This window comes from Actinomadura chibensis NBRC 106107 (assembly GCF_001552135.1).
In the GTDB taxonomy this organism is placed as follows: Bacteria; Actinomycetota; Actinomycetes; order Streptosporangiales; family Streptosporangiaceae; genus Spirillospora; species Spirillospora chibensis.
On the sequence record NZ_BCQP01000036.1, the window covers coordinates 132,155 to 156,006 of the forward strand.

The window sequence follows — 23,852 nt, forward strand, 5'->3', positions numbered from 1 at the left end:
AGGTCTGCGCGAGCGGTGTTCCGCGGCCACCTCCTCGAAGCCCTCCGCGTCCTCGAAACGAAGAAGGTGCCCGTCTGACGTCCACCACGCGATTACCGACTCGGGGCGGCGTCAGCGTTCGAGGTGTTGGAACCAGTGGAGGGTGTCGGGGAGGCCCCGGGAAAGCGAATCCATGTGGCGCGTGTCGCGGCCGTAGTCGACGAGCTGCGGCTTCGCGCCGTGTGAGCGCAGGGCCGCCGCGCAGTTCAGCGTGTTGGAGAAGGCGACCTGCTCGTCTCCGGACCCGGCCGACAGGCGGGTCGGGACGCGCGGTCCCCAGTCGCAGGTGCCGTCGGACGACCGCACGGCTCGCAGCAGCGCCCCCGAGGGATGGAGCAGCCACCGCCGGTACCGGGGGGTGAGCAGGTCTCCGGGGGTGTCCGGCAGGCGCGGCATGATCTCGGTGTCCTGGTCCTTGGTGCCGTCGAAGAGACCTTCCACGATCTTGTCGTAAGGGGCCTTGAACGCCTCGGACGGGGACGCGTAGAGGTGGTACAGGCGGTTCCACGACACCGTCGCGTAGGCGAGGTACAGCACCGAAGCCTTCGGCGCGAGCGTGGACCCGGCGCGGAGTGATTCCGGGATCTGCGCGTGCCGCAGCTCGTAGGGGCCGCTGACGGGGGCGAGCGCTCCGAGCCGGAGGTAGGGGTCCGCGCCGCGCTGCAACTCGCGGCCCAGCGCCATCGCGGCCGTACCGCCCTGGGAGAAGCCGGTCACCAGGACGTGCCTGTCGAACCGTCCGCCACGGGCGGCCGCGACCGACCGCGCGGCGCGCAGCATGTCCAGGGACGCCGACGCCTCGGAGCCCGCGTCCATGTACGGATGCGGGCCCGGCCCGAGCCCCAGTCCGAGGTAGTCGGGGGCGACCCCGGCGTACCCGGCGGCCGCGTAGTAGATCGCGGCCGCGCGGCTCTGGCCGTCCTCGGCGACCGAGCCCGCGTAGTACCTGGACACGTGGGTTCCGTGGGCGAAGCTGACCGGCCGCAGTGCCTTCTTCGTCGCGGCGAGCGGCAGGGAGACCACGCCGCTCGCGGTCGTGGGCGCGCCGCCGGGAGAGATCGTCCGGTAGACGACCCGGTAGGTGTCCACCCCGTTTCGCGGACGGGGAGATCCGAGCGCTGGGTCGATCGAGGTGAGGTAGGCACGGGTCTGCGCGGGCGACATGTGCGCGACCCTGGTCACCGACACCACGCCGCCGCGCTGGGGGGTCGCCGCGTTGGCGGCGGCGGCCCTGTGACCGTCCGAGGGGCTGAGGGCGAGGCCGACCGCGGTCGCGCACACCGCGGTGAGAACGATCCCGGCACCGCCCAGCGGGACGCGGTGGGAGCGCGTACGAGCCGTGAGTTTCGACATGCCGCCGACGCTAGGTCCGCCCGCGCCCGCACTCGATGGGTCTGAGCCCCCGAGCACGGGTGTACCTTCCTACACCTGCTCGGCCGGTGCGGTCATCCGTCCCCCTCCTCACTACGCCGTCTCGCGGGGGCCTATGGGGTGGTGGCGCGGGTCAGGGTGAGGGTGCCGCCGCGGTCGATGTGGCGCAGGCGGGTGCCCATGCCGCGCCGGGTCACCTCGCGTTCGAAGTCGGAGAGCGGTGACTTCATCACGGTGTAGTCGTCGTAGTGGACGGGGATCGCCGTGGCGCAGCCGGTGGTCTCCAGCCACCGCGCGCCCTGGCGGCCGTCCATGGTGACGGTGAGCAGCCCCAGAAGCCGCGTGCCGCCCAGGTGGACGATCCCGGCGTCGATGTCGGGGTAGCGGCGGCGGATCTCGGCGAGTTCGTCGTACATGAGCGTGTCGCCGCTGATGTAGAGCCGGAACCGGGTGCCGCCGCCGGTCGGGCCGAACTCCAGGAGCGAACCCATCACCGGCGGCAGCAGGTGGCGCAGCGGGCCGGGGCCGTGGCGGCCGGGCAGCGCGGTGATCCGGATCTCGTGGCCTTCCCCGGCGACGGTCTCGGTCCGCCAGGTGGGCAGGCCCGCGGTCGCGCGGAACCCGCGTTCGCGCAGCGCGCGGGCCGCCGCGCCCGTGGTGAGGATCGGCAGGCCGCGGTCGAGGTGCCGCTCGGCGACCGGGTCCCAGTGGTCGTCGTGCAGGTGCGACAGGACGACGCCGTCGAGCGCGGGCAGGGCGTCGACGGTGATGGCGGGGTCCTTCAGCCGCCTGCTGGTGATGCCGTAGCCGAGGTGGGCCCGCTGGCCCCGGCGCAGGAAGTTCGGATCGGTCAGCAGGGTCAGCCCGCCGTACCGGATGATCGTCGTCGCGTTCCCTATGAAGGTGAGGGTGATCGCGTCGTCAGGCATGATGACCCCGTTTCCGCTCCGTCGGCGGCCTCGGCCGGTTCCCGGGCACGGTGTGTCAGGACGTGCTGGTGATCCCCTCCCCGTTCAGCGGCGAAATCCACCTGGCGGCCCGCCTTCCATCCGCGTCACACGCTTGGTCACACGGTGGGGCTGCATCGTTCATGTCAGCGGCAGTCGGGACTGCCGCGGGGGTGCACCAACCGGGGGACGAAGCGCCAGGTACCGCCGTGATGGCCGGGGCGTGTCCGCACCGATGGGGGAAGTCCGGGGACGTGTGCCTTCTCGACGAGCATGTGCGGAAGGCGGACATGAAAGTGAAGACTCTGCGGGGGCGGTTCGCGCGTCACTTCGCGCTGGGCGCGCTGGTGGCGTCGTCCATCGGCGCTCTGTCGGCGGCGCCCGCGGACGCCGCGACGGCGCGGTGCACGCTGCGCATTTCGGCGTCCTTCGAATACCGATTCGTGAAGTACAACCGGGTCACCAACACCTGCGCGCCCGCCGACGCGCGCGACCGGATGGTCCAGTCCATCATGTGGGGCGCCGACTGGCCGGACGGCGACGACTTCCAGTACTCGCGGAGTCCGGTCCTCCTCAACGAGACGTACACGGTCCGGACGGTCCTGCTCAACGAGGACCGCGCCACCGGGGACGAGCTCTACACGGAGAACCGTTTCGTGCGTCCGAACGGGTCCATCTACACCGTCGAATCCAATGAGGTGCACGGCGACTTCTGGCCGTTCTAGCACCTCCGGCGAAACACGCCGGGTGAACTCCGCTCGAAAAGGAAACGGGTGAAAGCATGAGGAAGACCGTCAAGGATCTGGTGGCGAGCGCCAGGGGAGAGGTCCGCGACATGTCGGCGGCCGAGGTCGCCGAGGCGCTGGAGGGCGGCGCGGTCGTCGTCGACCTGCGCGAGCCGGACGAGGTGCGGCGCGACGGCGCCATCGCGGGCGCGGTGCTGGCGCCCCGCGGGATGCTGGAGTTCTGGGCGGATCCGGCCTGCCCCTACCATCGGCCCGAGTTCGACCCCGCGGCGCTGACGATCCTGTACTGCGCGTCCGGGGGCCGGTCGGCGCTGGCCGCGCGGAGCCTCAGGGAGATCGGGTACACCGACGTCGCGCATCTCGGCGGCGGGCTCGCGGCGTGGAAGGAGGACGGCCGCCCGGTCGAGGCACGCCCCTGACGTGGCCGGATCCGGATGGCCGCGGGGCGGCCGGGACGCCGCGCACCAGGACACACTGGTGAACCTCGGGACGGCGCCAGCGCGCCGCCCAATGGGGTGGGGCCATGATGAGGATCCGGTTGCTCGGGCCGCCGTCCGTCGAGCGGGACGGGCGGCCGCTCAAGCCGCCCAGGGGCCGTAAGGCGTGGGCCCTGCTCGGCTACCTGCTGCTGGCCGAGCGCCCGCCGCGCCGGCAGCGCCTGGCCGAGCTGCTGTTCGGCGACGCCGCCGACCCGCTGGGGGCGCTGCGCTGGACGCTCGCCGAGCTGCGCCGCGCGCTCGGCGCCCCCGGCCTGTTCGGTGGCGACCCCGTGGCGACCGACCTCGGGCCGGGGGCGTGGGTCGACCTCCACCTGCTCAAGGGCGCGAGCGACGACCCCGCCCCGCTGCTGGACCTCGGCGGCGAGCTCCTCGAAGGCGTCCACCCGGCCGCCAGCCCGGAGTTCGAATCGTGGCTGCTGGTGGAGCGGCACCGCGTGTCGGCGGCGGTCGAGGCGCGGCTGCATCAGGCGGCGGTCGCGCTGCTGGCGGCGGGGCACGCGCGCGAGGCGATCCAGTACGCGTCGCGCGCCGTGGCCCGCAACCCGGTCGAGGAGGGCAACCACGAGGTCCTGGTCCGCGGCCTCGCGGCGGCGGGCGACCGGACGGCGGCGCTCCGGCAGGTCGAGGTGTGCGAGGACATCCTGCGCCGGGAACTGGGCGTCGCGGCCTCCCCCGCGCTCCGGGAGGCGGTGGCGGCGGAGCCCGCGCGGCCGCCCGTACCGATGCCGAGCGCGCGGGCGGCGGCGTCCAGCCAGCTTGAGGCGGGCCGGGCCGCCATCGCAGCCGGTGTGGTCGACGCCGGGTTGCAGTGCCTCCGCGCCGCCGTGGCGGAGGCGGCGCGCTCCGGGGACGTCGCGCTGCGGGCCCGCGCCGCGGCCGTGCTGGGCGGCGCGCTCGCCCACGCCACCCCGGGCCGCGACGAGGAGGGGGCGCTGCTGCTGCACGAGGCCATCCAGCTCGCCGAGCGGACGGGGGACCGCGCCACCGCCGTGACCGCCCACCGGCAACTGGGCTTCCTGGAGGTGAAGGCGGGCCGCCGCAAGACCGCCGACGCGTGGCTGGCGCGGGCCGAGGCGCTGGCGGAGACGGACGAGGAGCTCAGCGCCGTCCTCGGCGTCCGCGGCATGAACGCCTCCGACCGCGGCGACTACCCGGCCGCCCTGCGCCACCTGCGGGAGTCGGTGGAGCGGGCGCGCCGCTGCGGGGACCACCGGCAGCGGGCGTGGTCGCTGTCGATCCAGGCCCGCGCGCACCTGCTGCGCGCCGAGCGCGCCGAGGCCGCCACCGCGCTGACCGGCTCACTGGAACTGGTGCACGAGCAGCGCTGGATGGCGTTCCTGCCCTGGCCGCGGATCCTGCGCGCCGAACTCGACCTGGCCGGCGGCGACGCCGACACCGCGGCCGAGGCGCTGGAGCAGTCCTGGGTCCTCGCCTGCCTGCTCGGCGACCCGTGCTGGCAGAGCATGGCCGCGCGCGGGCTCGGCCTGCTCAGCGTCCAGCGCGGGGACGGCGCCGCCGCCACCGGCTGGTTCGAGGACGCCGCCGCCCGGTGCGCCCGGATCCCGGACCGCTACCAGTGGGTCCACGGCTACGTCCTCGACGCCATGATCACGGCCGCGCTGGACGACGGCGACGCCGACCGCGCCGGGCCGCTCGTCGCGGCGTTCGCCGCGCTCGCCGCCCGGTGCGACATGCGCGAGTTCGTGGTGCGCGCCCATCTGCACCGCCACCGCCTCGGCGACGGCGGCGCGCTCACCGCGGCCCGGCAGCTCGCCGCCGACATCGACAATCCCGTGCTCGCCGATCTGCTCTGACCGGGCGTCCCGGGAAGAGGCCCGGGATGCCCGGCCTTATCGACGTCCTATCGCGGGCTGCGGTTCAGCGGCGTCGCGGCATGTCCGCGTGCCACTGCCGTCCGCCGGTCTCCGAGGGCCGCTCGCCCTCGCGGCCGGAGGCCGGTCGCCGCTCCCATTCGGGTGCGGCGGTGGACCCGCGGCCGGCGCGGTCCGCTTCGGGAGCCGCGGTCCCGCGGCCGCCGCGCTCCGCGGCTCCGGCGCCGCCCGCGGTGGCCGCCGCGCGGCCCGCCTCCGCTCGCCGTGCCTCCCGCACGCCGACCACCAGGAAGCGTCCGAGTGCCATCGCCGCCAGCAGGACGATGATGGCGCCGAGGCCCTGGTAGATCGACAGGTGCTCGGCGATCTGGCGCGTCTGGCCGCCGAGCGCCCGCCCGACGCCGTTGCCCCACAGCGGGGCGATCGTGGTGCCCACGACGAACCACAGGCCGCCGGCGATGGCCAGCCACGAGCCGACCATGGCGATCGGACGCGCGGCACTGATCATCAGGATCAGCCCGCCGATCCCCACGGCGATCGCCGGAAGGATGGACAGCACCAGGCGGTCGTTGGTGTAGTTCCAGGTCGCCGTCGACCCGAACCCGAAGGAGAAGTAGGGGCCGACGAACAGTATGAACCCGCCCCACAGCGCCAGCAGCATCAGCAGCAGCCCAGTGATCATCCCCCGGCTGCGCGGCGCCTTCAGCACTCCGGACATCGGGGTGCGCGGGGAGCTCGCTCTCCCAGTCATAGCCATACCTCCCCATTTGAGTCGAATGTCCTATTCAGCGCCCTACCCCGACGGCCTCCGTCCAACCGAGCCCGCCGGGCGCGATTCGGGCGCCGCGCGGCGGGGGCGCCGTGATTCGAGCGCCAGGAAGCCCGCCAGGACGACGGCGGCGCCCGACTCCAGGCCGAGCGCGAGCGCGATCGTCGTCCGGTAGCCGTACTCGTGGAACCCGAACAGCGTGCCGTGCTCGGTGATCAGCAGCCCGATGATCGTGCCCAGCGCGAACCCGATCGCCCCGGCCGCGACGAGCGCGTGCGGCGCGCGGCCCGCGACCGGGATCGAGCGGAGGCCGGGCAGGGACTCCAGCGGGGCGATCAGGGCGAGCCCCAGCAGCACCGCCCCGGCGAAGTTGATCGCGAACAGGATGCCGATGACCGGGACGACCCGGTAGTACTCGGCGAAGTACTCGTAGAGGTGGAGCGCGCCGATGCCGAACAGCAGCAGCGCGCCCAGGTAGCGGAGTAGATCACGCACCGTCGTCACCTGCCCGGGCGCCGCGCGCCGTGGCCCGCGCTCGTACCGCCCTCGGCCTGCTGGCCCTGCGGGGACACGGCGTACCATTCGGCGCCGAACTGGGTGAGGGCCTGCCCTCGGATGTCGCCGCGTCCGGTGTCGGCCTGGTAGTAGTACAGCGGATGGCCCCCGTAGACGAGCTGGCGCGGCCCCTCCGGGCGGGGGATCGTGGTGAGCTGCGACTGCTGGGCGGCGCCGCGCGCCGTCGGCGGGCCCGCGGAGGTCGCCGGGGGCCAGATCGCGGCGCACGCCCCGTCGCAGCTCGACTGGTTCGGCAGGTCGGCGACGAACAGGTAGAGGGTGCGGCCCTTGCCGTCCACGAGGATCTGCCCGAGCGAGGACACCCGCTCGGTGCCGATCTCCGCCCGGCCCGGGTGCAGCGAGTTCGTCGCCGTCGCGCAGCCGGCGGCCACCATGACCGCGACGACCGGGACGGCGACCGGCGCGCCCCGGAGCCGGGCCGCCCGCCGACCGCGCATGTCAGTAGCCGCCGCCCTTCGGCGTGACCGTGGCCCCGGACGCCGACAGCGTGTACCACTTGGCGCCGAACTGGTTGAGGCCCTCGCCCTTGGCGCTGCCGGGCGTGGTGCCGTCGGGCGCGTAGTAGTAGAGGGGATGCCCGCTGTAGGTGACCTGGGTCGAGCCGTCGCTCCGCTTGGTGGTGCCGAGCTTCGTGGCGTCCGCCCCCGTGCCCGCGGCGGGCTTGCCCGAGGTGGTGACGGGCGGCCACACCGCCGCGCACGACCCCGAGCAGGACGAGGTGGTGCCCGAGTCCTTCGCGAACAGGTAGACCGTCCGGCCCTCGCCGTCGACCAGGATCTGGCCCAGGTTGCCCACGGTCGCCGTCTTGATCGTCTCCCCGGTGGCGGCGCCCGTCTGCGCCGGGGACTGGGGCGTCGCCGTCGTCGTGGTCACCGCCTGGTCGTTGGCGGAGGAGTCTCCGCCTCCGTCGCCGCCGCACCCGGCGACCCCCACCACGAGCCCCGCCGCGGCCGCCGCGGCGAGCGTCGGCACCTTCGCGATCCGCCGCCGCCACGGCCGGTGAGCCGGGTCGGCCATCTGCGTCTGAGACATGTGTTGCCCTCCCCCCGAAACGCGGAGCCGGGTCCGCCGGTGTGTCACTTGCCTCGACCTCGAGTACCCCCGGTACCGGCCCGATAGCAGGTCCCGCGATTCCAGGAAAGGCTTTTACCCGGCGATGGCGGCCGTCACGGCGGCGGCGCGGTCGGGGACGGCCGCAACCGCCGGTCGAGCAGGACGGCCGGGACGACGCACGCCGCCAGGGCCGCGCCGATCCAGGAGACCGAGGTGATCGCGGCGCCGGCGGTCAGGGCCGCTCCGGCGAGCGCCGGGACGAGGCTGATGCCGAGCTGGAACGCCGAGACGGTGGCGGCCCCGGCGAGGGTCGGCGCGGCGGACGCGATGGCGAACACCCGTCCGTAGATGGCGGGGTTCAGCACGAATCCGGCGATCCCGAGGAGCAGGACCAGGGGGACGACGGCCAGGGCGTGCCGGGCCAGCAGCGCGAGCAGCACCGACCCGCCCGCCGTCCCGAGCGCCCCGGCCAGCAGCGCGCGGGTGGGGCGCCGGTCGGCGATCCGGCCGCCGACCGACAGGCCCACGAAGGCCCCGACGCCGAACAGCGCGAGGACCACCGGGACCCACACGCCGGGAACGCCGGTGACGCCGGTCAGGAACGGCGCGAGGTAGTTGAAGGTGATCATGTAGGCGGCGGTGCTCAGGACGGTGGCGGCGTAGACCACCCACAGCCGCGGACGCTTGAGGGTGCGCAGCTCGCGTCGGACGCTGGGCGCGCCGTCCGCGCTCGTGTCCGGTACCGCGAGCAGGGTCAGCACCGCGCCGAGGGCGGTCAGGGCGACCACGCCCCAGAATCCGCCGCGCCATCCGGTGAAGTGGCTGAGCATCGCCCCGGCCGGGCCTCCGGCGATCATCGCCAGGCTCAGCCCGCTGACGACGACGCCGGAGGCGCGTGCGGTGCGGTCGGGGGTGACGAGGGCGATCGCGGTGACCGCCGCGACCGCCCAGAACCCCGCGTAGGCGAGGCCGCAGGCCAGCCGGGTGGCCAGCAGCACCGCGTAGCTGTCGGTCAGCAGGCCGACGGCGACCGAGACGGCGAAGGCGGCCTGCGCGGCCACCAGCGTGGTCCGCCTCGGCCGGCGCAGCGTCAGGACGGCGAAGGCGGGCCCGCCGACGACGACCCCCACGGCGAACGCCGAGATCAGCGCACCGGCGGCGGACAGGCTGACGTCCAGGTCGGCGGCGATCTCCGGCAGCACCCCGGCCAGCAGGAACTCCGCGCTGCCCATCGCGAACAGGCTGAACGCCAGCAGGTGGACGCCGAGCGGCAGCCTCCGGCCGGAGGCCGCGGCGGCCGCCCGGCGCTGCGCCGTGGTGTCGGCGCTCACCGGCCCTCGCCTCCCGCCAGGGCGGCGGCGTCGCGGTGCCGCTGGACGGCGCGGTCGACGTCCTCGTCCAGGAGGTCGGCGTTGACGGCGAAGGCCGCGGCGGCTCCCATGCCGGCGGCGGTGACGACCTGCGCGCGCGGATCGGCCACGTTCCCGGCCGCCCACACGCCCGGGACGCTGGTCCGGCCGGTGCGGTCGGTCGCGACCCAGCCGTCCTCGGTCCGGCAGCCCAGCGCGGTCAGCAGGGCGTCGTTGGGCACCATGCGCGGGAACACGAACACCGCCGCGCGCGGCACCGTCCGGCCGTCGGCCAACTCGACCCCGCTCACCCCGTCGCGGGTCACGCGCTTGATCCGGCCGCCGATGAGCCGCACGCCGCGGGCGGTGAGGCGTTCGCGGTCGCCGGCGGTCAGGTCCAGGGTGTGGGTGAAGAGCACCACGTCCTCGGACCACTGCCGCAGCAGCAGCGCCTGGTGCACCGCGCCCGGCGAGCTGCCCAGCACGCCCAGCGGCCGGTCGCGGACCTCGTAGCCGTGGCAGTACGGGCAGTGCAGGACGTCCCTGCCCCACCGCTCGGCCAGGCCGGGGATGTCGGGCAGCTCGTCCCGCAGGCCGGTGGCCACCACCAGCCGCCGCGCGTCCAGTGCCGCGCCGCCGGTCAGCCGCACGGAGAAGCCCGGGCCGGCGCGCTCGACGTGGTCCACCCGGCCGTCGATGAACGCCGTCCCGTACCCGGCGGCCTCGGCCCGGCCGACCTCCAGCAGCGCGGCGGGCGGCATCCCGTCCCGCGACAGGAATCCGTGCATGTGCGCGGCGGGGGCGTTGCGGGGCTCGCCCGCGTCCACCACGGCCACCCGGCGCCGCGCCCGGGACAGGACCAGCGCCGCGTTCAGCCCGGCGGCGCCCGCACCGACCACCACGACGTCGTATCCGGTATTTGCGATCACATCGCTCATCGCGACCACCTCCGCCGCAGACCATCGCCGTTCGCCTGCGGGCGCGGCAACTCTTGTTGCCGTTTTCGGGACGGCCGAGGTGCAATGGAGGCATGGAACCGGGAAACGGAGGCACGGAGCACTCGTCCGCGCTGGCCGACGCGCTCGCGGCGGTCGGCCCGCGCCTCAAGCGGCTGCGCACTCGGCGCGACATGACGTTGACCGACCTCGCCAAGGCCACCGGGATCTCGAAGAGCACCCTGTCCCGGCTGGAGACGGGGCAGCGGCGTCCCAGCCTGGAACTGCTGCTGCCCATTTCGCAGGCCCACCGCGTCCCGCTCGACGAACTGGTGGGCGCGCCCGAGGTCGGCGACCCCCGCGTCCGGCTGACGCCGAAACGGGTGAACGGCAACACGGTGCTTCCGCTGACCCGCCAGCCCGCCCCGATCCAGGCTTACAAGATGGTCCTGCCGCCCGAGCGGTGCGAGCCCGACCTTTGCACGCACGAGGGCTACGAATGGATATACGTCCTGTCGGGGCGGCTGCGGCTGCGGCTGGCCGACCACGACCTGCTCCTGGACGCGGGCGAGGTCGCCGAGTTCGACACCCGGCTGCCGCACTGGTTCGGCACCACCGGCGAAGGCGCCGTGGAAATACTCAGCCTGTTCGGCCGGCAGGGCGAACGCATGCACGTGCGCGCCAGGCCGCGTCCCCGGCGGGAACCGTCCGGCTGAGCGGACCTATCCCTGGATCACGAGTGAATCGACCGGGGTGAACTCTCTGTCGGTCCAGCGGCCGGGGCCCAGCGGAGCGCCGCAGCCCTGAGCGTCGTGGCCGGTGCAGAATCGCACCGCCGCGCGGTCGGTGTTGTTGAAGACGCGGTGTTTCCCGAGATAAGCCCTGAGACCGACCACGCGGGACGAGCCGGGAACGGCGAGCCGGGCCTCGTTCCATCCGGAACCCGCGTAGACGCACACGTGGCCGTGGGCGCAGCCGTGGCGGCCGCGCTTGCCCGCCGGGGCGTCGGGCGCGCTGATCGTCGCCATGGCGGCGGTGCCGATGACGGCGCACGCCGCCAGGACCGCGGCGCGCGTCCCCGACCAGCGGCGGTAGTCGAAGGTGGTCATCGCGCAAACCCTCCATTGTTGCTTTCAGTTGCCATGCAATTACAGCAAGTGAAGTATGGGAGGGGTATCCGGGGGAACCCGTACAACGCCCCGACGCGGCGCGCCTGATCGAAAATAGGGGTCGGGGTGATGCAACAGGGCGGGGGGCTCGTTGCGTCTCTTAGCGTGAACCCAAGAGTGGATCTTCTGCCGGGCGAACGCCCGGTCACCGCCGAGCGCCCCCGCCCGCCCGCCGAAGACGCGGGTCGGCAAGGTGAGGCGGGACGAGAGCGCCGCCGGGCCTGGCTCCTGCCCGCGGTACCCGCCCTGCTGGCGCTGGCGATGGGCCTCTGGGGCGCCGGACGGCTGCCGCTGTGGCGGGACGAGGCGATCACGTCCGAGATCGCCCGCCGTTCGGTCCCCGACATCCTGTGGTGCGCCTGGCACATCGACGCCGTCCACGCCGCCTACTACCTGTTCATGCACGGCGTCGTGCAGGTCTTCGGGGCGGGCGAGTTCGCGCTGCGGCTTCCGTCGATCGCGGCGTTCGCGGCCACGGCGGCGGGCGCCACCGTCCTCGGCCGCAGGATCATGTCCGGGTCCGCCGGGCTGATCGCGGGGCTGCTCTGCGCGGCGGCTCCGTTCGCCAGCCACTACGCGCACGAGGCACGGTCCTACTCCATCGTCGCGGCGCTCACCGTGTGGCTGACCGTGCTGTTCGTGGACCTGGCCGAACGGGGCTCCCCGCGCCGGTACGCCGCCTACGGCGCGGGCATCGCGCTGCTGGGGCTGGTCCATCTGTTCGCGCTGCTCATCCTCCCCGCCCACCTCGCGACCCTGCTGCTGGCGCGCCGCACCAGGACGATGCTGCGCCCGTGGTCCGCCGCCGCCGGGGGAGCGGTCGTCGCGGTGAGCCCGCTGATCGCGCTGGCCGTGACCCAGCGCAACGCCCTGGACTGGCTCACCCGTCCCGGATGGCTCGACGTGAAATATCTGGTCGAGACGTTCACCGGCCCCCGGTCCGTGGCGTACCTGCTCGGCGCGGCGATGGCGGTGGGCCTGGCCACGGGGCGGCGGCGCGGCCCGATCGGAGTGCGGGCCCTCGCCGTGCCGTGGCTGCTGCTTCCCGCGACGGTGCTGCTCCTGGTCTCCCAGTTCCATCCCTTCTACACGTACCGGTATGTGATCGGCAGCCTCCCGGCCATGGCGCTGCTGGCCGCGGCGGGGCTCGTCCGGCTGCCCTACCGGACGTGGGTCGTGCCGCTCGTCGCGACGGCCGTCCTGCTGGCGCCGCTGCACGTCGAGCAGCGCCGTCCGGAGAACTGGTGGGACGACCTGCGCGGGGCCGCGAAGATCGTCGAGCGGGAGGCCCGGCCGGGGGACGCGATCGTGTTCCTCACCAAGGACCGCCGGTCGATCGCCGAGGCGTACCCGGACGAGTTCCGCGGGCTGCGCGACGTCGCGCTGTCGCGGACCCCCGCCGAGGCGGGCAACTTCGGCGGCGCCGAGTTCGCCCCGGCCGAGATCGGCCGCCGCCTGACCGGCGGCGCGACGGCCCGGGTCTGGCTGCTGGAGGGGCCCTGGCGCATGCCGTCGCTCGTCCCGCAGGACCGCGCGAAGGTCGACGCCCTCCAGCGGCACTTCCGGCAGGCCCGGGTCTGGCGCGTCCGCGGCATCACGCTGACGCTGTTCGAGCGGTAGGGAACCCGCCGGAAAAAGATCGGGCGTCCGTGCAACAGGGACGGCCCGGCCGCGTCTCTTACCCGTGAGCCTCCTCAACTTCCGCCGGGACGGCCCCCCGGACCTAGCGGCGCACTCACCCGAGCGGGAAGTGACGCGGTTGTACGAAGCGCACGCCCTGGACCTGGTCAGGCTGGCCCTGGTGATGGTCGGCGACAGGCCGACCGCCGAGGACGTCGTCCAGGACTCCTTCCTCGGCCTGTACCGGCGGTGGGGGCGGCTGAAGGACACCGACAAGGCCCTGACCTACCTGAGGTCGTCGGTGCTCAACAACTGCCGGACGGTGCTGCGCCGCCGGGGCCGCCGCCCCCACGGCGTCCAGGAGGACCCGCCCGTCGCGTCGGCGGAGAGCCGGGTCCTGGACCGGGAGCGGGGCAGGGAGGTCCTCGACGCGCTGCGCCGCCTGCCGCACCGGCAGCGGGAGACGCTGGTGCTCCGGTTCGTCCTCGACCTGTCCGAGGAGGAGACCGCGCGGATCATGCGGGTGAGCCGGGGCGCCGTCCGGTCCAACACGTCCCGTGGGCGCACCGCCCTTGAGCGCATGCTGGGAGAGACCCCGTGAACGTCGAACGGCTGCTGAAGGACGCCGCCGCCGCCGAGACGCGTGCGGTGACGCGCGAGTCGCTGCCGCCCCTGCGGCTGCCCGCCGCCCGCCGCCGCCGGCCGTCCGGCCGGTGGACCGTGCCCGTCGCCGCCGTCCTCACCGTGGTCACGGTCGTGGCGGTGACCGTCGTCCTGCGCGGCGTCCTGCGCGGCCCGGAGACGCTCGGCCCGCACGACGGCCCCCCGTTCTTCCTCGCGACCCACCGCAAGGGCGGCGTCGGGGTCTTCGACTCCTGGACCGGACGCATGATCGACGACATCCCGGCCCGCACCGGCCACTACGTCGCGCTCGCCCTCTCGGCCGACCGGCGCACCGCCTTCCTCGCCGCCGAGACCGCCCCCTGCCGCACCCGCGTCGACAAGGTGGCCCTGCGCCGCGACGGCACCGTCGCGAAGCGGACGACCCTGCCCACCCGGTTCAACTCGCAGGTGGACGAGTTGGCCGCCACGGCGGACGGCAGCCGTGTCGCGATCGTCTTCTACGACCCCGGCGGCTGCTCCGGCGACGACTTGACGGTCGTCGAGGCCGCGTCCGGCGCGAGCCGCGGATGGCGGCTGCCGCCGCAGACCGCCGACTCGATGGACTACGTCCAGTACCCGGCATGGGCGCCGGACGGCCGCGACCTCTTCATCGTCACCAACGCCCCAGAGACCCCCCAGGCGGGGTACGACGGCTTCTATCTACGCCGCCTCGACACCCGCACGACCGACACGAGCCTCTTCCACGCCCGCGTCGTCCTGAAGACCGTCGCCAACCTGTCCTCCTTCAGGCCCTCGGCGGACGGCCGCACCATCACGGCCATAGACGAGGCCACCCGCGACCGCGGCAGGTTCGCGTCCGTCGCGGTCGTCGAACTGCCCCAGTCCCCCAAGCCCGGGGCCCGGAAGCCGCCCCTCCGCGAACTCGCCCGCGTGACGGCCCGCCAGATCGCCCCCGCGGCGCCGGTGGACTTCCGGACCACCCTCGACGCGACCGGCCGGCACCTCCTCATCAGCTCCCGCCACGACCGCGCCATCTTCCGCATGGACGACGGCCGCTTCCACCGCCTCCCCGACCTACACCGCAGCGACCTGGGCCTAATAGCCTGGTAACCCCACCCACCAAACCTTCCGGGGCGCTGCCGGGGGTTTTACCCCTCGACGCTGGAGGGGGTGGCAGAGTTGGGGTGGTGGCCAGTTCGAGGGATCCCGATCGGCTCGTGTTCTTCACCGACGCCGTGGTCGCGATCGCCGTCACGTTGCTCGTGCTGCCGCTGGTGGACGTGGTGCCCCAGGCGGCGCGGAGCGGGCAGACCGCCACCGAGGTGGTCACCGAGCACAAGCCGGAGATCTTCGGTTTCCTGCTGAGTTTCGCGGTGATCACGCGGCTGTGGTTCTCGCACCATGACTTCTTCCGGCACGTGCGGGGCCTGTCCAAGCCGCTGATCATGTGCAATGCCGGGTGGCTGCTGACCATCGTCGTGCTGCCGTTCCCGACGGAGATGGTCGGTGTTTACGGCGACGACCGTTTCACGGCGGGGTTCTATATCGCCACGGTCCTTCTCGCCGTCGCGTTCCAGACCGGGCTGGAGCTCGTCGTCCGGGCGAATCCGGAGTTGGCGTCGAAGACGTCGCCGCCGCCGTCCGACTACCTCACCGGCTCGGTCACCGCCGCCGGGCTGCTGACCCTCGCGCTGGTCCTCGCGCTGACCATTCCGAGTCTGAACTACTGGACGCTGCTCTTGCTCTTCCTGTCCTCAGTTATTGAGAAGGCATGGCGTCGATATCGGCCGGGAAGTATCTGACGCGCTGAGATTCGTTCAGCGCGATCCAGAGGGCTTATCGCTGTAGGGGACGTCGGTCTTCCTCGGCGAGTGCGGATACCGTTAGGGCCTTCATGCGGCGGCATGCGCGTTTGTAGAACTTCAGTTGCATGAATCGGCCGAAGAGGAGGAAGCCGAGACGCACGACGGGGTGGGACGTGGACGCCGCCTGCGAGAAGACGTGGATGTGGAATTCGACCTCGCCCGTGTCGAGCCATTTGCGCACCTCCTGGCTCATCTGGCCGCGTTCGAGGTGCCCGTCCAGAGTCTGGTAGTTCCAGCCCCACACCCTCGCCTGGCGCCCGTCCTTCTCGATGGTCGTGTCGACGACGCCGCCGACCCGGAGCCCGAGGTAGAAGCGCAGGCCGTAGAACCGCGCTTCGAGGAGCATGTCCCGGCCGGGCTCGGGCGGGCCCGAACGGAGGATCCGCCGGATGATGGCCGGGTCGGCGTATTCGTAGTTCCTGACGAGGCGGCGGGCGATCTCCCAGCTTCCGCCGGGGACCGGCGGACCCGGCGGCTCCGGGGGCAACTGCTGCCGGTAGTCGTCGACGTGCCAGCCCTTCTCGGGCCGTTCCATGTCGTGCCGCCGCGGGTCGAAATTGAGGCGGTGGCGATGCAGGTCGGCGTACTGCCGCCGCATTCGCTGGGTGGGAGTCTTCTGGCGGACGGAGCCGCGGCTCGCGTGCGGGGGCGCGACGCGCTGGACGGCCGCATAAGTCGGTCCGCGCACCTGCTGGAAAAGCCCCACCGGGTGCAGTTCGGGGACGGGGTGCAAAGCGGGATTGAAACGCATCGGCTCGCGCTCGTCGCCGCGCGCCGGTCCCGTGAGCCGCAGTTCGCCGAACCGCTCCCACGGGCCGTACTCGGTGGCCACCATCAGATCGAAGAGCAGCGGCCGGTCGTCCAGGGCCCGCGCGAGCGTCGGGAGGTCGGCCGGGGCCCGGCGCGGTCCCCGAGCGACCGCGCCCAGCAGGACGCGGCGGTCGCCGACCCGGTAGGCCAGCAGAGAGCCGTAGAACGCGGGAGTCCATCGGTTCATGGGGCGCAGCAGGCGGCGGCCGAGAATGGTGCGCCCGGTCGTCGCCAGCAGCAGTTCGGCGGTGTCCTGGTCGTCGCTCGGCTGGGCCCATCGCAGCGCCAATCCCAGGATGTCCGGGAATGCGGGAGGCAGGCCGATCGCACGGGAGAGCCGCGCCTTTCCGCGCAGCTCGGTCTGATCGTCCAGCAATGGCACTCCCCAGATCTGGGACGTGCCGTGCAGGCGCAGGACGGCATCGGCCACGAGCCCCTTCGGATGCAGGGGCCGGTGCCGCAGCCGCCGCGCCGCCAGCGCGAAACTCCGCGCGAACGCCGCCTCGACGGCGCGGGCGACCGGCCCGCTCCGCCGCTCGCTCTCGGGGACCTCTTTCCGCTCCGTCTGGACCTCGATCTCCCCGACCATCCGGCCTCCCGAGAGTTCGGCGGCCCGCATGCAGAAATGCGACCACATGTGCAGTTGCATCTCCTTCGCGATGCCCACCTTGGCGTAGAGGAGTTCGGCCAGCCGGTCGCCGCTGCGCGCCCAGGACTCGATCATGAAGACCAGGCCGCCGTCGCGGCCCTCCGCCACCCGGAACTCGATCTCCCCGGCCTCCATGTGGCCGCGCAGGGTGGCGAACCGGAACGACTCCGGCGTCTGCGCCACCACCCGGACGGGGCAGTTCCACGGCCCCGGCATGTGCACCATGTACTCGTCCCCGACCCGCAGCCGCCGGGAGCCGCCGGACGTCTTGTCGAAGACGGCGATCTCCACCGGCGACGCGGCGTTGAGGTCGTCGCCGAGCCGGGTGATCAGCTCCGCCGGGGTCAGCGGGCTGCCGGTGATCTGGACGATGTAGCGCCGCTGGAAGGTGGGGCCGACCCCCTGGCGCGCGCCCTGCGTCCGGGCTCCGTCGTGCTGCGGGAACCGGTCGGCCGCCGGGAGCGCCCCCGACCTGAGCCTGCGCCGCGAGACCCGCCGGGAGCGCCGCAGCCACCGCCAACTGGCGAGGCCCATGCCCGCCGGCCAGCGTGCCGCGCGCGCCCGCCGCCGCCATCGTGTCCGCACAGCGTCCCCCGATGTCCCCCGATGTTCGCCGTGTGTGCTCCGCCCGCCCGTCCGGACGCGACCGGCTCAGCCATACCCATCCGGGCCGGGCCAAACGTCAACATCCCGGGCGGCTCCGGGCCGGTCGGCGGCGGTTGAATCGTCTGGACGCTGGTGGGAACAGGCCCTTCCATGGCGCAAGAGGTGATCACGTCGCTGGAGCGGCTGGCGGAACTGCTGGAGGCCCGCTCGCCGCTGTACGTGCGCTGGTCGGCCGATCCCGAGGCCGACCAGTCCAACCCGAACAGCATGGACGGCCTGACCGGCGCCGAGCTGCCCGGCCTGTCGGCCAACCCCCTCGCCGTGGAGGAGTGGTGGGGCGACCGCTCGACCGTCCTGTGGGTGGCGCGGCGGCTGCACGACTACTCCCACCTGGAAAAGGCGCGCACCCCGGGCGCGCGGCCCTGGGTGCTGGCGGGCGACGAGGCCGGGCGCGGGCCGGACAACGAACCCGTCATCGCCCGTCCGCGCCTGGTGGCGCTCATCGACAAGCAGGTCCTGGACGAGGCCGAAGAACTCCTGAAACGCGAACCGAACGTCGAATGGGGGCCGCTGGACCGCCCCGGCGGCTGAAACCCGGGGCCGGTCAGGTGGGGTCGGGCGCGCGGTCGCGGTCCGACCGGGGCCAGACGTAGGGGAGGTCGGCGGGGACGCCGGGGAACAGCGGGCCGTAGAACGCGGGATCCTTCCGGACCAGCGCGGAGCGGTGGCTGCGGTGCAGCGCCGGGTCGCCCAGCCAGGGCGGCAGCTCACCGGCGTCGGCCAGCCGGTCCTGGTCGCGCGGCCGCTCCCGGCCCGACGCCTCGGCCAGCTCGCGGGTCAGGGTCGCGGCGCACGTGTCGCGGTGCCCGAGCCCGGACCACCGGCGGCAGATCTCCAGCCCGTAGCGGACGAGCGCCTCCTCGTACCCGGTCCACATCCGCACGGCGGGGTGGTTCCGCCAGCCGTAGCCGGGGACCATCAGCCCGCGCAGGATCTGCAGCGCCTCGACGCGCTGCTTGCCGAGCCTGCGCTGGTCGAGGACGCGGGCCGTGGCGGCGAAGTCCGCGTGCGGGAGGAAGGTCTGCACGGCTCACACCCCCGATCGTCCGTCCCGGCGCCCGGCCGCGCCACCCCGGGCGCTACGGCGCCGGCGACGCGACGGCGGGGTCGGCGGCGCTCGGCTCGCGGAACGCGTCGCGGAGCGCGTCGGCGCGCAGGCGCTCCAGGACGGCGAGCTGGTCGTCCGCCCGCGCCTGGAGCAGCCGCAGCCGCTCGGTGTCGAGCGCGGGCTCCTGGTCGGCGACGTCGAGGAGGGTGCGCCATCCGGCGCGCTTCCCCTCGACCGCGAGGGTCATGGCCTCCAGCTCCACCACGTCGCTGAGCGGCGAGCGGCGGACCAGGCCGCCGTTGAGCTTGAGGCGTCCCGCCTTCTCGGCCGCCGCCACGGCGAGGCTCTTGTACCGGCGGGTCGGCAGCCCGAGCGAGGTGAGGATCTCCAGGAGGGCCCCGCGGTCGGCGGCCACGTCGTCGGCCAGCCGTCCGAGGCGCTCGGCCCGGCCCGGGTCGCGGTGCCCCCGCGCGAGCCTGCGGGCCAGCGCGACGCCGCCGGCGGCCGCCGCGAGGTGATCGTTGAGGTAGATGCCCAGGAGCTCCCGTGAGCGGGTCGCGTTCATGCCCCGCCGATACCCGGAGCGGGCCGGGTAAACGGCCCCGGCCGCCTGGTCGTGCTCGGCCGCCCAGGCGATGCCGCGGGACATCCCGCCGAAGACGCGGTCGTGGAAGGGCTTGAACGCCCACCAGTAGGCGTGGCCCGACAGTCCCCGGGGATGGAACAGCGCCCGCTGGGTGTAGTCGGAACCGCCGTCGTCCCGCGCCGAGACGCGCAGTTCCAGCCAGGCGAGGCCGGGCAGCCGCATCTCGGCGCGCAGGCGCAGCAGCCGCGGCGGTTCGATCTCCTCCACGCGCCAGAAGTCGACGGCCTCGCCGATGCGCAGCCGGTGCGGGTCGCGGCGGCCCCGGCGCAGGCCGACGCCTCCCACCAGGCGGTCCACGACGCCGCGTACGCGCCAGGCGAGCGGGAAGGAGTACCAGCCCCGGTCGCCGCCGACGCCCTCGACGACCGTCCACAGGCGGTCGGCCGGGGCGTCCACCCGGCGGGTCCGCTCGTCGGTGTACAGGCTGCCGCCCGCCCAGTCCGGGTCGGTCGGCAGCGGGTCGCTGGGGGCGCCGGGGAGGCTCGCCGACGACCAGCGCGTGGCCACGTCGGCGTCGCGGACGCGGCGCAGCGCCAGCGACACCGCGCGTTCGAAGCCGGTCGCGCCGCCGGGCGGCGGCGGGACGTACCGGTCGATGTCGTGCTCGCGGCAGACCATCTCGTTGCGCAGCGACTCCACCAGCGGGCGGGCGAGGCTCCCCGGCACCGGGGTGACGGCCCCGACCCACAGGCTCGACAGGCCCGGGGTCAGCGGCGGGACCGGGATGACGAGCCGCCGCCTCAGCCCGGCGACGGCGGCGTAGCGGTGCATCATGTCGGCGTAGGTGAGCACGTCCGGGCCGCCGATGTCGAAGCCCCGGCTGACGTCGGCGGGCAGGTCGGCGACCGCGACCAGGTAGTGCAGGACGTCCCGGATCGCGATCGGCTGGAGCCGCGTGCGCACCCAGCGCGGGGTGACCATCACCGGGAGCCGCTCGGTCAGGTAGCGGAGCATCTCGAACGACGCCGACCCCGACCCGGTGATCACCGCGGCGCGCAGCCAGACGGCGGGCACGCCCGCGTCCAGCATGATCCGGCCGACCTCGGCGCGGGACGACAGGTGCGGCGACAGCTCCTCGGCCGGATCCATCCCGCCGAGGTAGACCAGCCGCCGCACCCCGGCGTCGCGGGCGGCGGCGGCGAACGTGCGCGCGGCGCGCCGGTCGGTCGCGGCGAATCCGCTCCCGCCGCCGATCGCGTGGATCAGGTAGTAGGCGACGTCGACGCCGTCCAGGGCGCGGCGGGTCGACTCCGGATCCGTCGCGTCGGCCTCGGCGATCTCGACCTCCCCGGCCCACGGCTGGTCGCGCAGCCGCCGCGCCGAGCGGGCCATGCACCGGACGCGGTGCCCCGCGCGCAGCAGCTCGGGGACCAGCCGTCCGCCGATGTAGCCGCTGGCCCCCGTCACCAGGAACAGGCGCCCGTCGCCGCGGTCATCCATCGGACTTCCCGGCGGTCGCCGCGCCTCGCCGGTGAGGTGTGTCGATCATCGTCCCCCCTGTGGCCCGGTCGCTACGTACCCCGCGTCTACCTGCGCAAGCGCGCTCGCGGTGCCATTGGCGGGGGCCGCTCGGGCCGCGACGGGGACCCGGCAGGAGCGATCACCGATAAATTGTGCGGATCAGGTCGGGTGCGAGGTGCTTCGATGAGGTCCGGTGGAACGGAGGCGTGCATGGGCGGTGACCGTTCGTTCAGCGCGGCGGCCTTCGTCGCGGCGAGTCTGGACGGGTACACCGCCCGTGCCGACGGCGACGTCCAGTGGGTCGCCGAGCACGCGGAGCGGGCCTGGGACGACAGCTACCGCGAATTCGTCGCCGACGTCGACACCTTCGTCATGGGACGCGGCACCTACGAGGTGGTGGCCACGCTGGGGCCGTGGCCTTTCGCGGGCAAGCGCGTGGCGGTGCTCAGCACACGGCTTGCCCAGGCCGCCGATCGCCGCGTCACCGTGTACCGCGAGCTGGACGCGCTGGTGAGCGCTCTCGGGGAGAGCGGCGCCCGGCGCGTCTGCGTCGACGGAGGCAGGGTCGTCGAGACGTTCCTGCGCGCGGGCCTGCTCGACGAGCTGACCGTCACCACCCTGCCGGTCCTGCTCGGCGGCGGCCTGCCGCTGTCCGGCGCGCTGGACGAGGACGTCCACCTCACCCACCGCACGACCCGCGTCCTCGGCACCGGGCTCGTCCAGTCCACCTATACCGTCGACGGTTCCTGACGGTCAGGCCGTCGCGCGGGCCGGGAGAAGGGACAGGAGCTGCCGCGTATGGCCGGGCGGTTCGCTTTCTGCCAGACCCGCCAGGAGGTTACGGGGTCCTATCCCTCGGGTGTGTGCCGGGTCAGGCGCTCGGGGACATGTCCCACGGCGCCTGCGGGAGGACGTCGCCGGTTTCGAGCAGGGACTTGAGGTTCGCGAGGACGGCGGGCCAGCCGCTTGAGATCCCGTTGAGCATCTCCTGGTTGGGGAGGTTCTCGTGGGTGACGGTCAGGCGGACGATGTCCTGGTGCTCCTCGATGAGGAACGTGACCACGGACGGCTCCCGCAGCGACACGGCGTCGAGGTCGTCCTCGAAGGTGATGACGAGGCGGGACGGGCGCTCGGCGGTGAGCACCCGGCCGACGACGTCGACGGCCTCCGAGCCGTCGGTGCGCCGGTGCTCCCAGGAGGAGCCCTCCTGCCAGTCGGACACGTTGGCGTGTCCCCAGTAGCGCGCGGTCAGGTCGGCGTCCGTCAGCGCGCGCCACACCTGCTCGGCGCTCGCACGGATGTAGGTGACATAGACGTAGGTCGGCACGGAGACGGTCGTCTCGGTCATGGCGTACTCCTCGGCTTGGTTCCGGATGGTGCTCAGCGCTTGCAGCCGCGGCCTGTCGAACTCCGAGATCCAGCGCTGTTCGATCTCGTGGATCGGCGCGGGGTTGAGGTAGTGCAGTCGTAGCCGTCCGCGCCGGACCACGGTCACGAGGTCGGCGCCGACCAGGACGTCGAGGTGCTGCGTCACCGACTGGCGCGCCATCTCCAGGTGTTCGCACAACTCGCCCAGGGTCTGGCCGTTGCGCTCCCGCAGCCGGTCGAGCAGCAGGCGGCGGGTCGGGTCGGCCAGCGCCTTGAAGGCGGCGTCCATCGCTGTGACTTCCAGGCTCACCCCAGCATTATGCAGGTATTTACCTGCATAATGTCAAGCGGGGCATCGCCGCTGGTCGGAACGGTCGAATCGGGAGGCCTGGCGGCCTCCGGCGTCACGTGGCGGCGAGCCCGTCGAGGATGAGCGGGAGGAAGCGCTCCGGGACGACGCCCGGGTGGCAGGCGAACACGGTGAGCAGGTCCATGAGGTCGCCGGTGCCGACGTCCGGACGCATCGCGCCGTCCGCCTGCGCCCGCCGGACCAGGTCGTCGAGCCGGCGCACCAGCGCCTGCCGCGCCTCCGGCGCGGAGGTGTCGGCGAGGGCGGCGGCGATGGCGCCGCGGCTCTTGTCCACGCTGTGGAGGACGAACGCGCGGACGGCCGCGAGGGCGTCCGGCTCGGCGGCCGCGGCGGCGTCGAGGGCGTCGGTGAGCTCGTGGACGTACTGCTCGGCCAGGGCGGCGAGCAGGACCCCGCGGTCGGGGAAGCGGCGGTAGAGCGTCCCGACGCCGACGCCCGCGCGGCGGGCGATCAGCTCCATCGGGGCGTCCGCGCCGCGCTCGGCCACGGCGTCGCGCGCCGCCTCCAGGATCCTGTCCCGATTGCGGCGGGCGTCGGCGCGCATGGGGCTCCCCTTGAAGTGGACGACGGTATTCCGCTTAGTATATAGAAGTGGAAGGTGACATTCCGCTTAGGAGGGGGCGCGATGATTCTGGTGACGGGCGCGACGGGCACGATCGGCCGCGCGCTGATCGGGGAACTCGGCGGCGCGGCGCGGGCCCTGGTGCGGCGCCCGGAACAGGGCGAGGAACTGGGATGCGACTACGTGGTGGGCGACCTGGAGCGTCCGGGCGACATCCCGATCGAGCCGGGCGACCGGCTCTTCCTCAACAGCGCGCTGTGGCCGGGGTTCGTCCGCGCGCACAAGGCCGTCATCGATCACGCGGCGGCGGCCGGGGCGGCGCAGGTGGTGACCGTCTCCGTGCGCGGCGTGACGTCGAGCAGCCTGCTCGGGTTCGGCATGCACGGCCAGGTGGACGACCACCTCAAGGCGTCGGGAGTTCCGTGGTCGATCCTCGCGCCCGTCGGCTTCATGCAGAACCTCGCGGGCGACGTCGACACGGAGGGGCGGATCTTCGGTTCCTACGGCCGGGGCCGGGTCGGCTACATCGACGCGCGCGACATCGCGGCGGTCGCGGCCGCGCTGCTCACGCGCCCGGTCGGGGACGACGCCAGCTACGAGCTCACCGGCCCGGCCGCGCCCACGCACGACGAGATCGCCGCCGAGCTCACCCGCGCGCTCGGCCGCCCCGTGCGCTACGTGGACATGCCGGTCGAGGAGGCCGCCGTCCACCTGGAGAAGCGCGGCATGCCCGCCCCCGCCGCCCGCGACCTCGCCCAACTGATGTCGCAGATCGGGGACGGACGCTGGGCGAGCACCACCACGACCGTCGCCGACGTCCTGGGCCGCCCCCCGCGCTCGCTCCGGCAGTTCCTCCACGAGACCTACGCACCCTGAG

At 73.7% G+C, this 23,852-nt stretch carries 24 protein-coding genes and 1 pseudogene; 11 read left to right on the forward strand and 14 right to left on the reverse strand.

What is annotated here, in order from left to right; all coding sequences use genetic code 11:
* Positions 1–111: 111 nt before the first annotated feature.
* Both ACH01S_RS20980 and ACH01S_RS20985 read right to left on the reverse strand, forming a co-directional pair.
* Entirely contained in the window at positions 112–1,392 is a 1,281-nt protein-coding gene (locus ACH01S_RS20980; RefSeq protein WP_067893777.1) for a hypothetical protein, read from the reverse strand.
* Between the two features lie 131 nt (positions 1,393–1,523).
* Positions 1,524–2,339, reverse strand: coding sequence for an MBL fold metallo-hydrolase (locus ACH01S_RS20985; protein ID WP_067893779.1), 816 nt, complete (start codon positions 2,337–2,339; stop codon positions 1,524–1,526).
* Between the two features lie 308 nt (positions 2,340–2,647).
* Between ACH01S_RS20985 and ACH01S_RS20990 the strand changes: the two genes are divergently transcribed.
* From ACH01S_RS20990 to ACH01S_RS21000, 3 genes are all read left to right on the forward strand, one after another.
* Positions 2,648–3,082: a hypothetical protein gene (locus ACH01S_RS20990; protein ID WP_148344063.1), complete on the forward strand. Its 435-nt coding sequence runs from the start codon at positions 2,648–2,650 to the stop codon at positions 3,080–3,082.
* Positions 3,083–3,138: 56 nt separating this feature from the next.
* Complete coding sequence (locus ACH01S_RS20995) at positions 3,139–3,522, forward strand: rhodanese-like domain-containing protein (protein WP_067893782.1); 384 nt, start codon at positions 3,139–3,141, stop codon at positions 3,520–3,522.
* 104 nt (positions 3,523–3,626) lie between these two features.
* Positions 3,627–5,417, forward strand: coding sequence for an AfsR/SARP family transcriptional regulator (locus ACH01S_RS21000; protein WP_067893784.1), 1,791 nt, complete (start codon positions 3,627–3,629; stop codon positions 5,415–5,417).
* A 64-nt stretch (positions 5,418–5,481) separates the two neighbouring features.
* Here the strand turns inward: ACH01S_RS21000 and ACH01S_RS21005 are convergent, their stop codons facing one another.
* From ACH01S_RS21005 to ACH01S_RS21030, 6 genes are all read right to left on the reverse strand, one after another.
* Positions 5,482–6,186 carry a hypothetical protein gene (locus ACH01S_RS21005; protein ID WP_148344062.1) on the reverse strand — a complete coding sequence of 235 codons (705 nt, stop codon included), beginning with the start codon at positions 6,184–6,186 and terminating at the stop codon, positions 5,482–5,484.
* Positions 6,187–6,228: 42 nt separating this feature from the next.
* A complete protein-coding gene (locus tag ACH01S_RS21010) occupies positions 6,229–6,699 on the reverse strand; it encodes a hypothetical protein (protein WP_148344061.1) in 471 nt (156 codons plus the stop codon).
* A 5-nt stretch (positions 6,700–6,704) separates the two neighbouring features.
* Positions 6,705–7,217 (reverse strand): COG4315 family predicted lipoprotein, encoded by a 513-nt coding sequence (locus tag ACH01S_RS21015; RefSeq protein WP_067893790.1) that lies wholly within the window; start codon positions 7,215–7,217, stop codon positions 6,705–6,707.
* Between the two features lies 1 nt (position 7,218).
* Positions 7,219–7,812 carry a COG4315 family predicted lipoprotein gene (locus tag ACH01S_RS21020; RefSeq protein WP_218010333.1) on the reverse strand — a complete coding sequence of 198 codons (594 nt, stop codon included), beginning with the start codon at positions 7,810–7,812 and terminating at the stop codon, positions 7,219–7,221.
* A gap of 134 nt (positions 7,813–7,946) precedes the next feature.
* On the reverse strand, positions 7,947–9,164 hold the full coding sequence (locus tag ACH01S_RS21025; RefSeq protein WP_067893793.1) for an MFS transporter: 1,218 nt from the start codon (positions 9,162–9,164) through the stop codon (positions 7,947–7,949).
* Positions 9,161–10,120, reverse strand: coding sequence for an NAD(P)/FAD-dependent oxidoreductase (locus ACH01S_RS21030; protein WP_067893795.1), 960 nt, complete (start codon positions 10,118–10,120; stop codon positions 9,161–9,163). Before ACH01S_RS21030 ends, ACH01S_RS21025 begins: the two co-directional genes overlap by 4 nt.
* Before the next feature lie 92 nt (positions 10,121–10,212).
* On the opposite strand from ACH01S_RS21030, the gene ACH01S_RS21035 reads away from it, so the two are divergent.
* Complete coding sequence (locus ACH01S_RS21035; RefSeq protein ID WP_067893797.1) at positions 10,213–10,833, forward strand: helix-turn-helix domain-containing protein; 621 nt, start codon at positions 10,213–10,215, stop codon at positions 10,831–10,833.
* 6 nt (positions 10,834–10,839) lie between these two features.
* On the opposite strand, the gene ACH01S_RS21040 is transcribed toward ACH01S_RS21035, so the two are convergent.
* Positions 10,840–11,226, reverse strand: a complete 387-nt coding sequence (locus tag ACH01S_RS21040; protein WP_067893799.1) for a hypothetical protein — start codon at positions 11,224–11,226, stop codon at positions 10,840–10,842.
* Positions 11,227–11,403: 177 nt separating this feature from the next.
* Here ACH01S_RS21040 and ACH01S_RS21045 point away from each other — a divergent pair, with 177 nt between their 5' ends.
* The 4 genes from ACH01S_RS21045 (at position 11,404) to ACH01S_RS44520 (ending at position 15,332) form a co-directional block, all read left to right on the forward strand.
* On the forward strand, positions 11,404–12,906 hold the full coding sequence (locus ACH01S_RS21045) for a glycosyltransferase family 39 protein (protein WP_169809320.1): 1,503 nt from the start codon (positions 11,404–11,406) through the stop codon (positions 12,904–12,906).
* Positions 12,907–12,970: 64 nt separating this feature from the next.
* The gene (locus ACH01S_RS21050) at positions 12,971–13,507 is read left to right on the forward strand and encodes an RNA polymerase sigma factor (RefSeq protein WP_067893803.1); all 537 of its coding nucleotides are present in this window, start codon (positions 12,971–12,973) and stop codon (positions 13,505–13,507) included.
* On the forward strand, positions 13,504–14,640 hold the full coding sequence (locus tag ACH01S_RS44515) for a hypothetical protein (RefSeq protein WP_067893805.1): 1,137 nt from the start codon (positions 13,504–13,506) through the stop codon (positions 14,638–14,640). Before ACH01S_RS21050 ends, ACH01S_RS44515 begins: the two co-directional genes overlap by 4 nt.
* Positions 14,641–14,717: 77 nt before the next feature.
* A complete protein-coding gene (locus ACH01S_RS44520) occupies positions 14,718–15,332 on the forward strand; it encodes a TMEM175 family protein (protein WP_067893872.1) in 615 nt (204 codons plus the stop codon).
* Positions 15,333–15,366: 34 nt separating this feature from the next.
* Here ACH01S_RS44520 and ACH01S_RS21065 read toward each other — a convergent pair whose 3' ends face one another.
* Positions 15,367–17,388, reverse strand: a complete 2,022-nt coding sequence (locus ACH01S_RS21065; RefSeq protein ID WP_067893807.1) for a DUF1990 family protein — start codon at positions 17,386–17,388, stop codon at positions 15,367–15,369.
* 222 nt (positions 17,389–17,610) lie between these two features.
* On the opposite strand from ACH01S_RS21065, the gene ACH01S_RS21070 reads away from it, so the two are divergent.
* The gene (locus ACH01S_RS21070) at positions 17,611–18,051 is read left to right on the forward strand and encodes a DUF6098 family protein (protein ID WP_067893809.1); all 441 of its coding nucleotides are present in this window, start codon (positions 17,611–17,613) and stop codon (positions 18,049–18,051) included.
* 13 nt (positions 18,052–18,064) lie between these two features.
* Here ACH01S_RS21070 and ACH01S_RS21075 read toward each other — a convergent pair whose 3' ends face one another.
* Positions 18,065–18,547, reverse strand: a complete 483-nt coding sequence (locus ACH01S_RS21075; RefSeq protein ID WP_067893811.1) for an MSMEG_6728 family protein — start codon at positions 18,545–18,547, stop codon at positions 18,065–18,067.
* Positions 18,548–19,169: 622 nt separating this feature from the next.
* A pseudogene (locus ACH01S_RS21080) lies at positions 19,170–20,654 on the reverse strand (SDR family oxidoreductase); the annotation flags it as partial.
* Positions 20,655–20,885: 231 nt separating this feature from the next.
* Here ACH01S_RS21080 and ACH01S_RS21085 point away from each other — a divergent pair.
* Entirely contained in the window at positions 20,886–21,425 is a 540-nt protein-coding gene (locus tag ACH01S_RS21085; protein ID WP_067893813.1) for a dihydrofolate reductase family protein, read from the forward strand.
* Positions 21,426–21,546: 121 nt separating this feature from the next.
* Here the strand turns inward: ACH01S_RS21085 and ACH01S_RS21090 are convergent, their stop codons facing one another.
* Entirely contained in the window at positions 21,547–22,353 is an 807-nt protein-coding gene (locus ACH01S_RS21090) for an ArsR/SmtB family transcription factor (protein ID WP_218010334.1), read from the reverse strand.
* A gap of 94 nt (positions 22,354–22,447) precedes the next feature.
* Positions 22,448–22,957, reverse strand: coding sequence for a TetR/AcrR family transcriptional regulator (locus ACH01S_RS21095; RefSeq protein WP_067893817.1), 510 nt, complete (start codon positions 22,955–22,957; stop codon positions 22,448–22,450).
* Between the two features lie 81 nt (positions 22,958–23,038).
* On the opposite strand from ACH01S_RS21095, the gene ACH01S_RS21100 reads away from it, so the two are divergent.
* Complete coding sequence (locus tag ACH01S_RS21100) at positions 23,039–23,851, forward strand: NAD(P)H-binding protein (protein WP_067893819.1); 813 nt, start codon at positions 23,039–23,041, stop codon at positions 23,849–23,851.
* The last annotated feature ends 1 nt before the right edge of the window (position 23,852 follow it).

Bases quoted from the DNA above. Each gene is read 5' to 3' on its own strand.
- ACH01S_RS21030 (WP_067893795.1), bottom strand. From the start codon at position 10,120: ATGAGCGATGTGATCGCAAATACCGGATACGACGTCGTGGTGGTCGGT.
- ACH01S_RS20990 (WP_148344063.1), top strand. From the start codon at position 2,648: ATGAAAGTGAAGACTCTGCGGGGGCGGTTCGCGCGTCACTTCGCGCTG.
- ACH01S_RS20995 (WP_067893782.1), top strand. From the start codon at position 3,139: ATGAGGAAGACCGTCAAGGATCTGGTGGCGAGCGCCAGGGGAGAGGTC.
- ACH01S_RS20985 (WP_067893779.1), bottom strand. From the start codon at position 2,339: ATGCCTGACGACGCGATCACCCTCACCTTCATAGGGAACGCGACGACG.
- ACH01S_RS21015 (WP_067893790.1), bottom strand. From the start codon at position 7,217: ATGCGCGGTCGGCGGGCGGCCCGGCTCCGGGGCGCGCCGGTCGCCGTC.
- ACH01S_RS21040 (WP_067893799.1), bottom strand. From the start codon at position 11,226: ATGACCACCTTCGACTACCGCCGCTGGTCGGGGACGCGCGCCGCGGTC.
- ACH01S_RS21035 (WP_067893797.1), top strand. From the start codon at position 10,213: ATGGAACCGGGAAACGGAGGCACGGAGCACTCGTCCGCGCTGGCCGAC.
- ACH01S_RS21020 (WP_218010333.1), bottom strand. From the start codon at position 7,812: ATGTCTCAGACGCAGATGGCCGACCCGGCTCACCGGCCGTGGCGGCGG.
- ACH01S_RS21085 (WP_067893813.1), top strand. From the start codon at position 20,886: ATGGGCGGTGACCGTTCGTTCAGCGCGGCGGCCTTCGTCGCGGCGAGT.
- ACH01S_RS21005 (WP_148344062.1), bottom strand. From the start codon at position 6,186: ATGACTGGGAGAGCGAGCTCCCCGCGCACCCCGATGTCCGGAGTGCTG.
- ACH01S_RS21065 (WP_067893807.1), bottom strand. From the start codon at position 17,388: ATGGGCCTCGCCAGTTGGCGGTGGCTGCGGCGCTCCCGGCGGGTCTCG.
- ACH01S_RS21100 (WP_067893819.1), top strand. From the start codon at position 23,039: ATGATTCTGGTGACGGGCGCGACGGGCACGATCGGCCGCGCGCTGATC.
- ACH01S_RS21070 (WP_067893809.1), top strand. From the start codon at position 17,611: ATGGCGCAAGAGGTGATCACGTCGCTGGAGCGGCTGGCGGAACTGCTG.
- ACH01S_RS20980 (WP_067893777.1), bottom strand. From the start codon at position 1,392: ATGTCGAAACTCACGGCTCGTACGCGCTCCCACCGCGTCCCGCTGGGC.
- ACH01S_RS21095 (WP_067893817.1), bottom strand. From the start codon at position 22,957: ATGCGCGCCGACGCCCGCCGCAATCGGGACAGGATCCTGGAGGCGGCG.
- ACH01S_RS21000 (WP_067893784.1), top strand. From the start codon at position 3,627: ATGATGAGGATCCGGTTGCTCGGGCCGCCGTCCGTCGAGCGGGACGGG.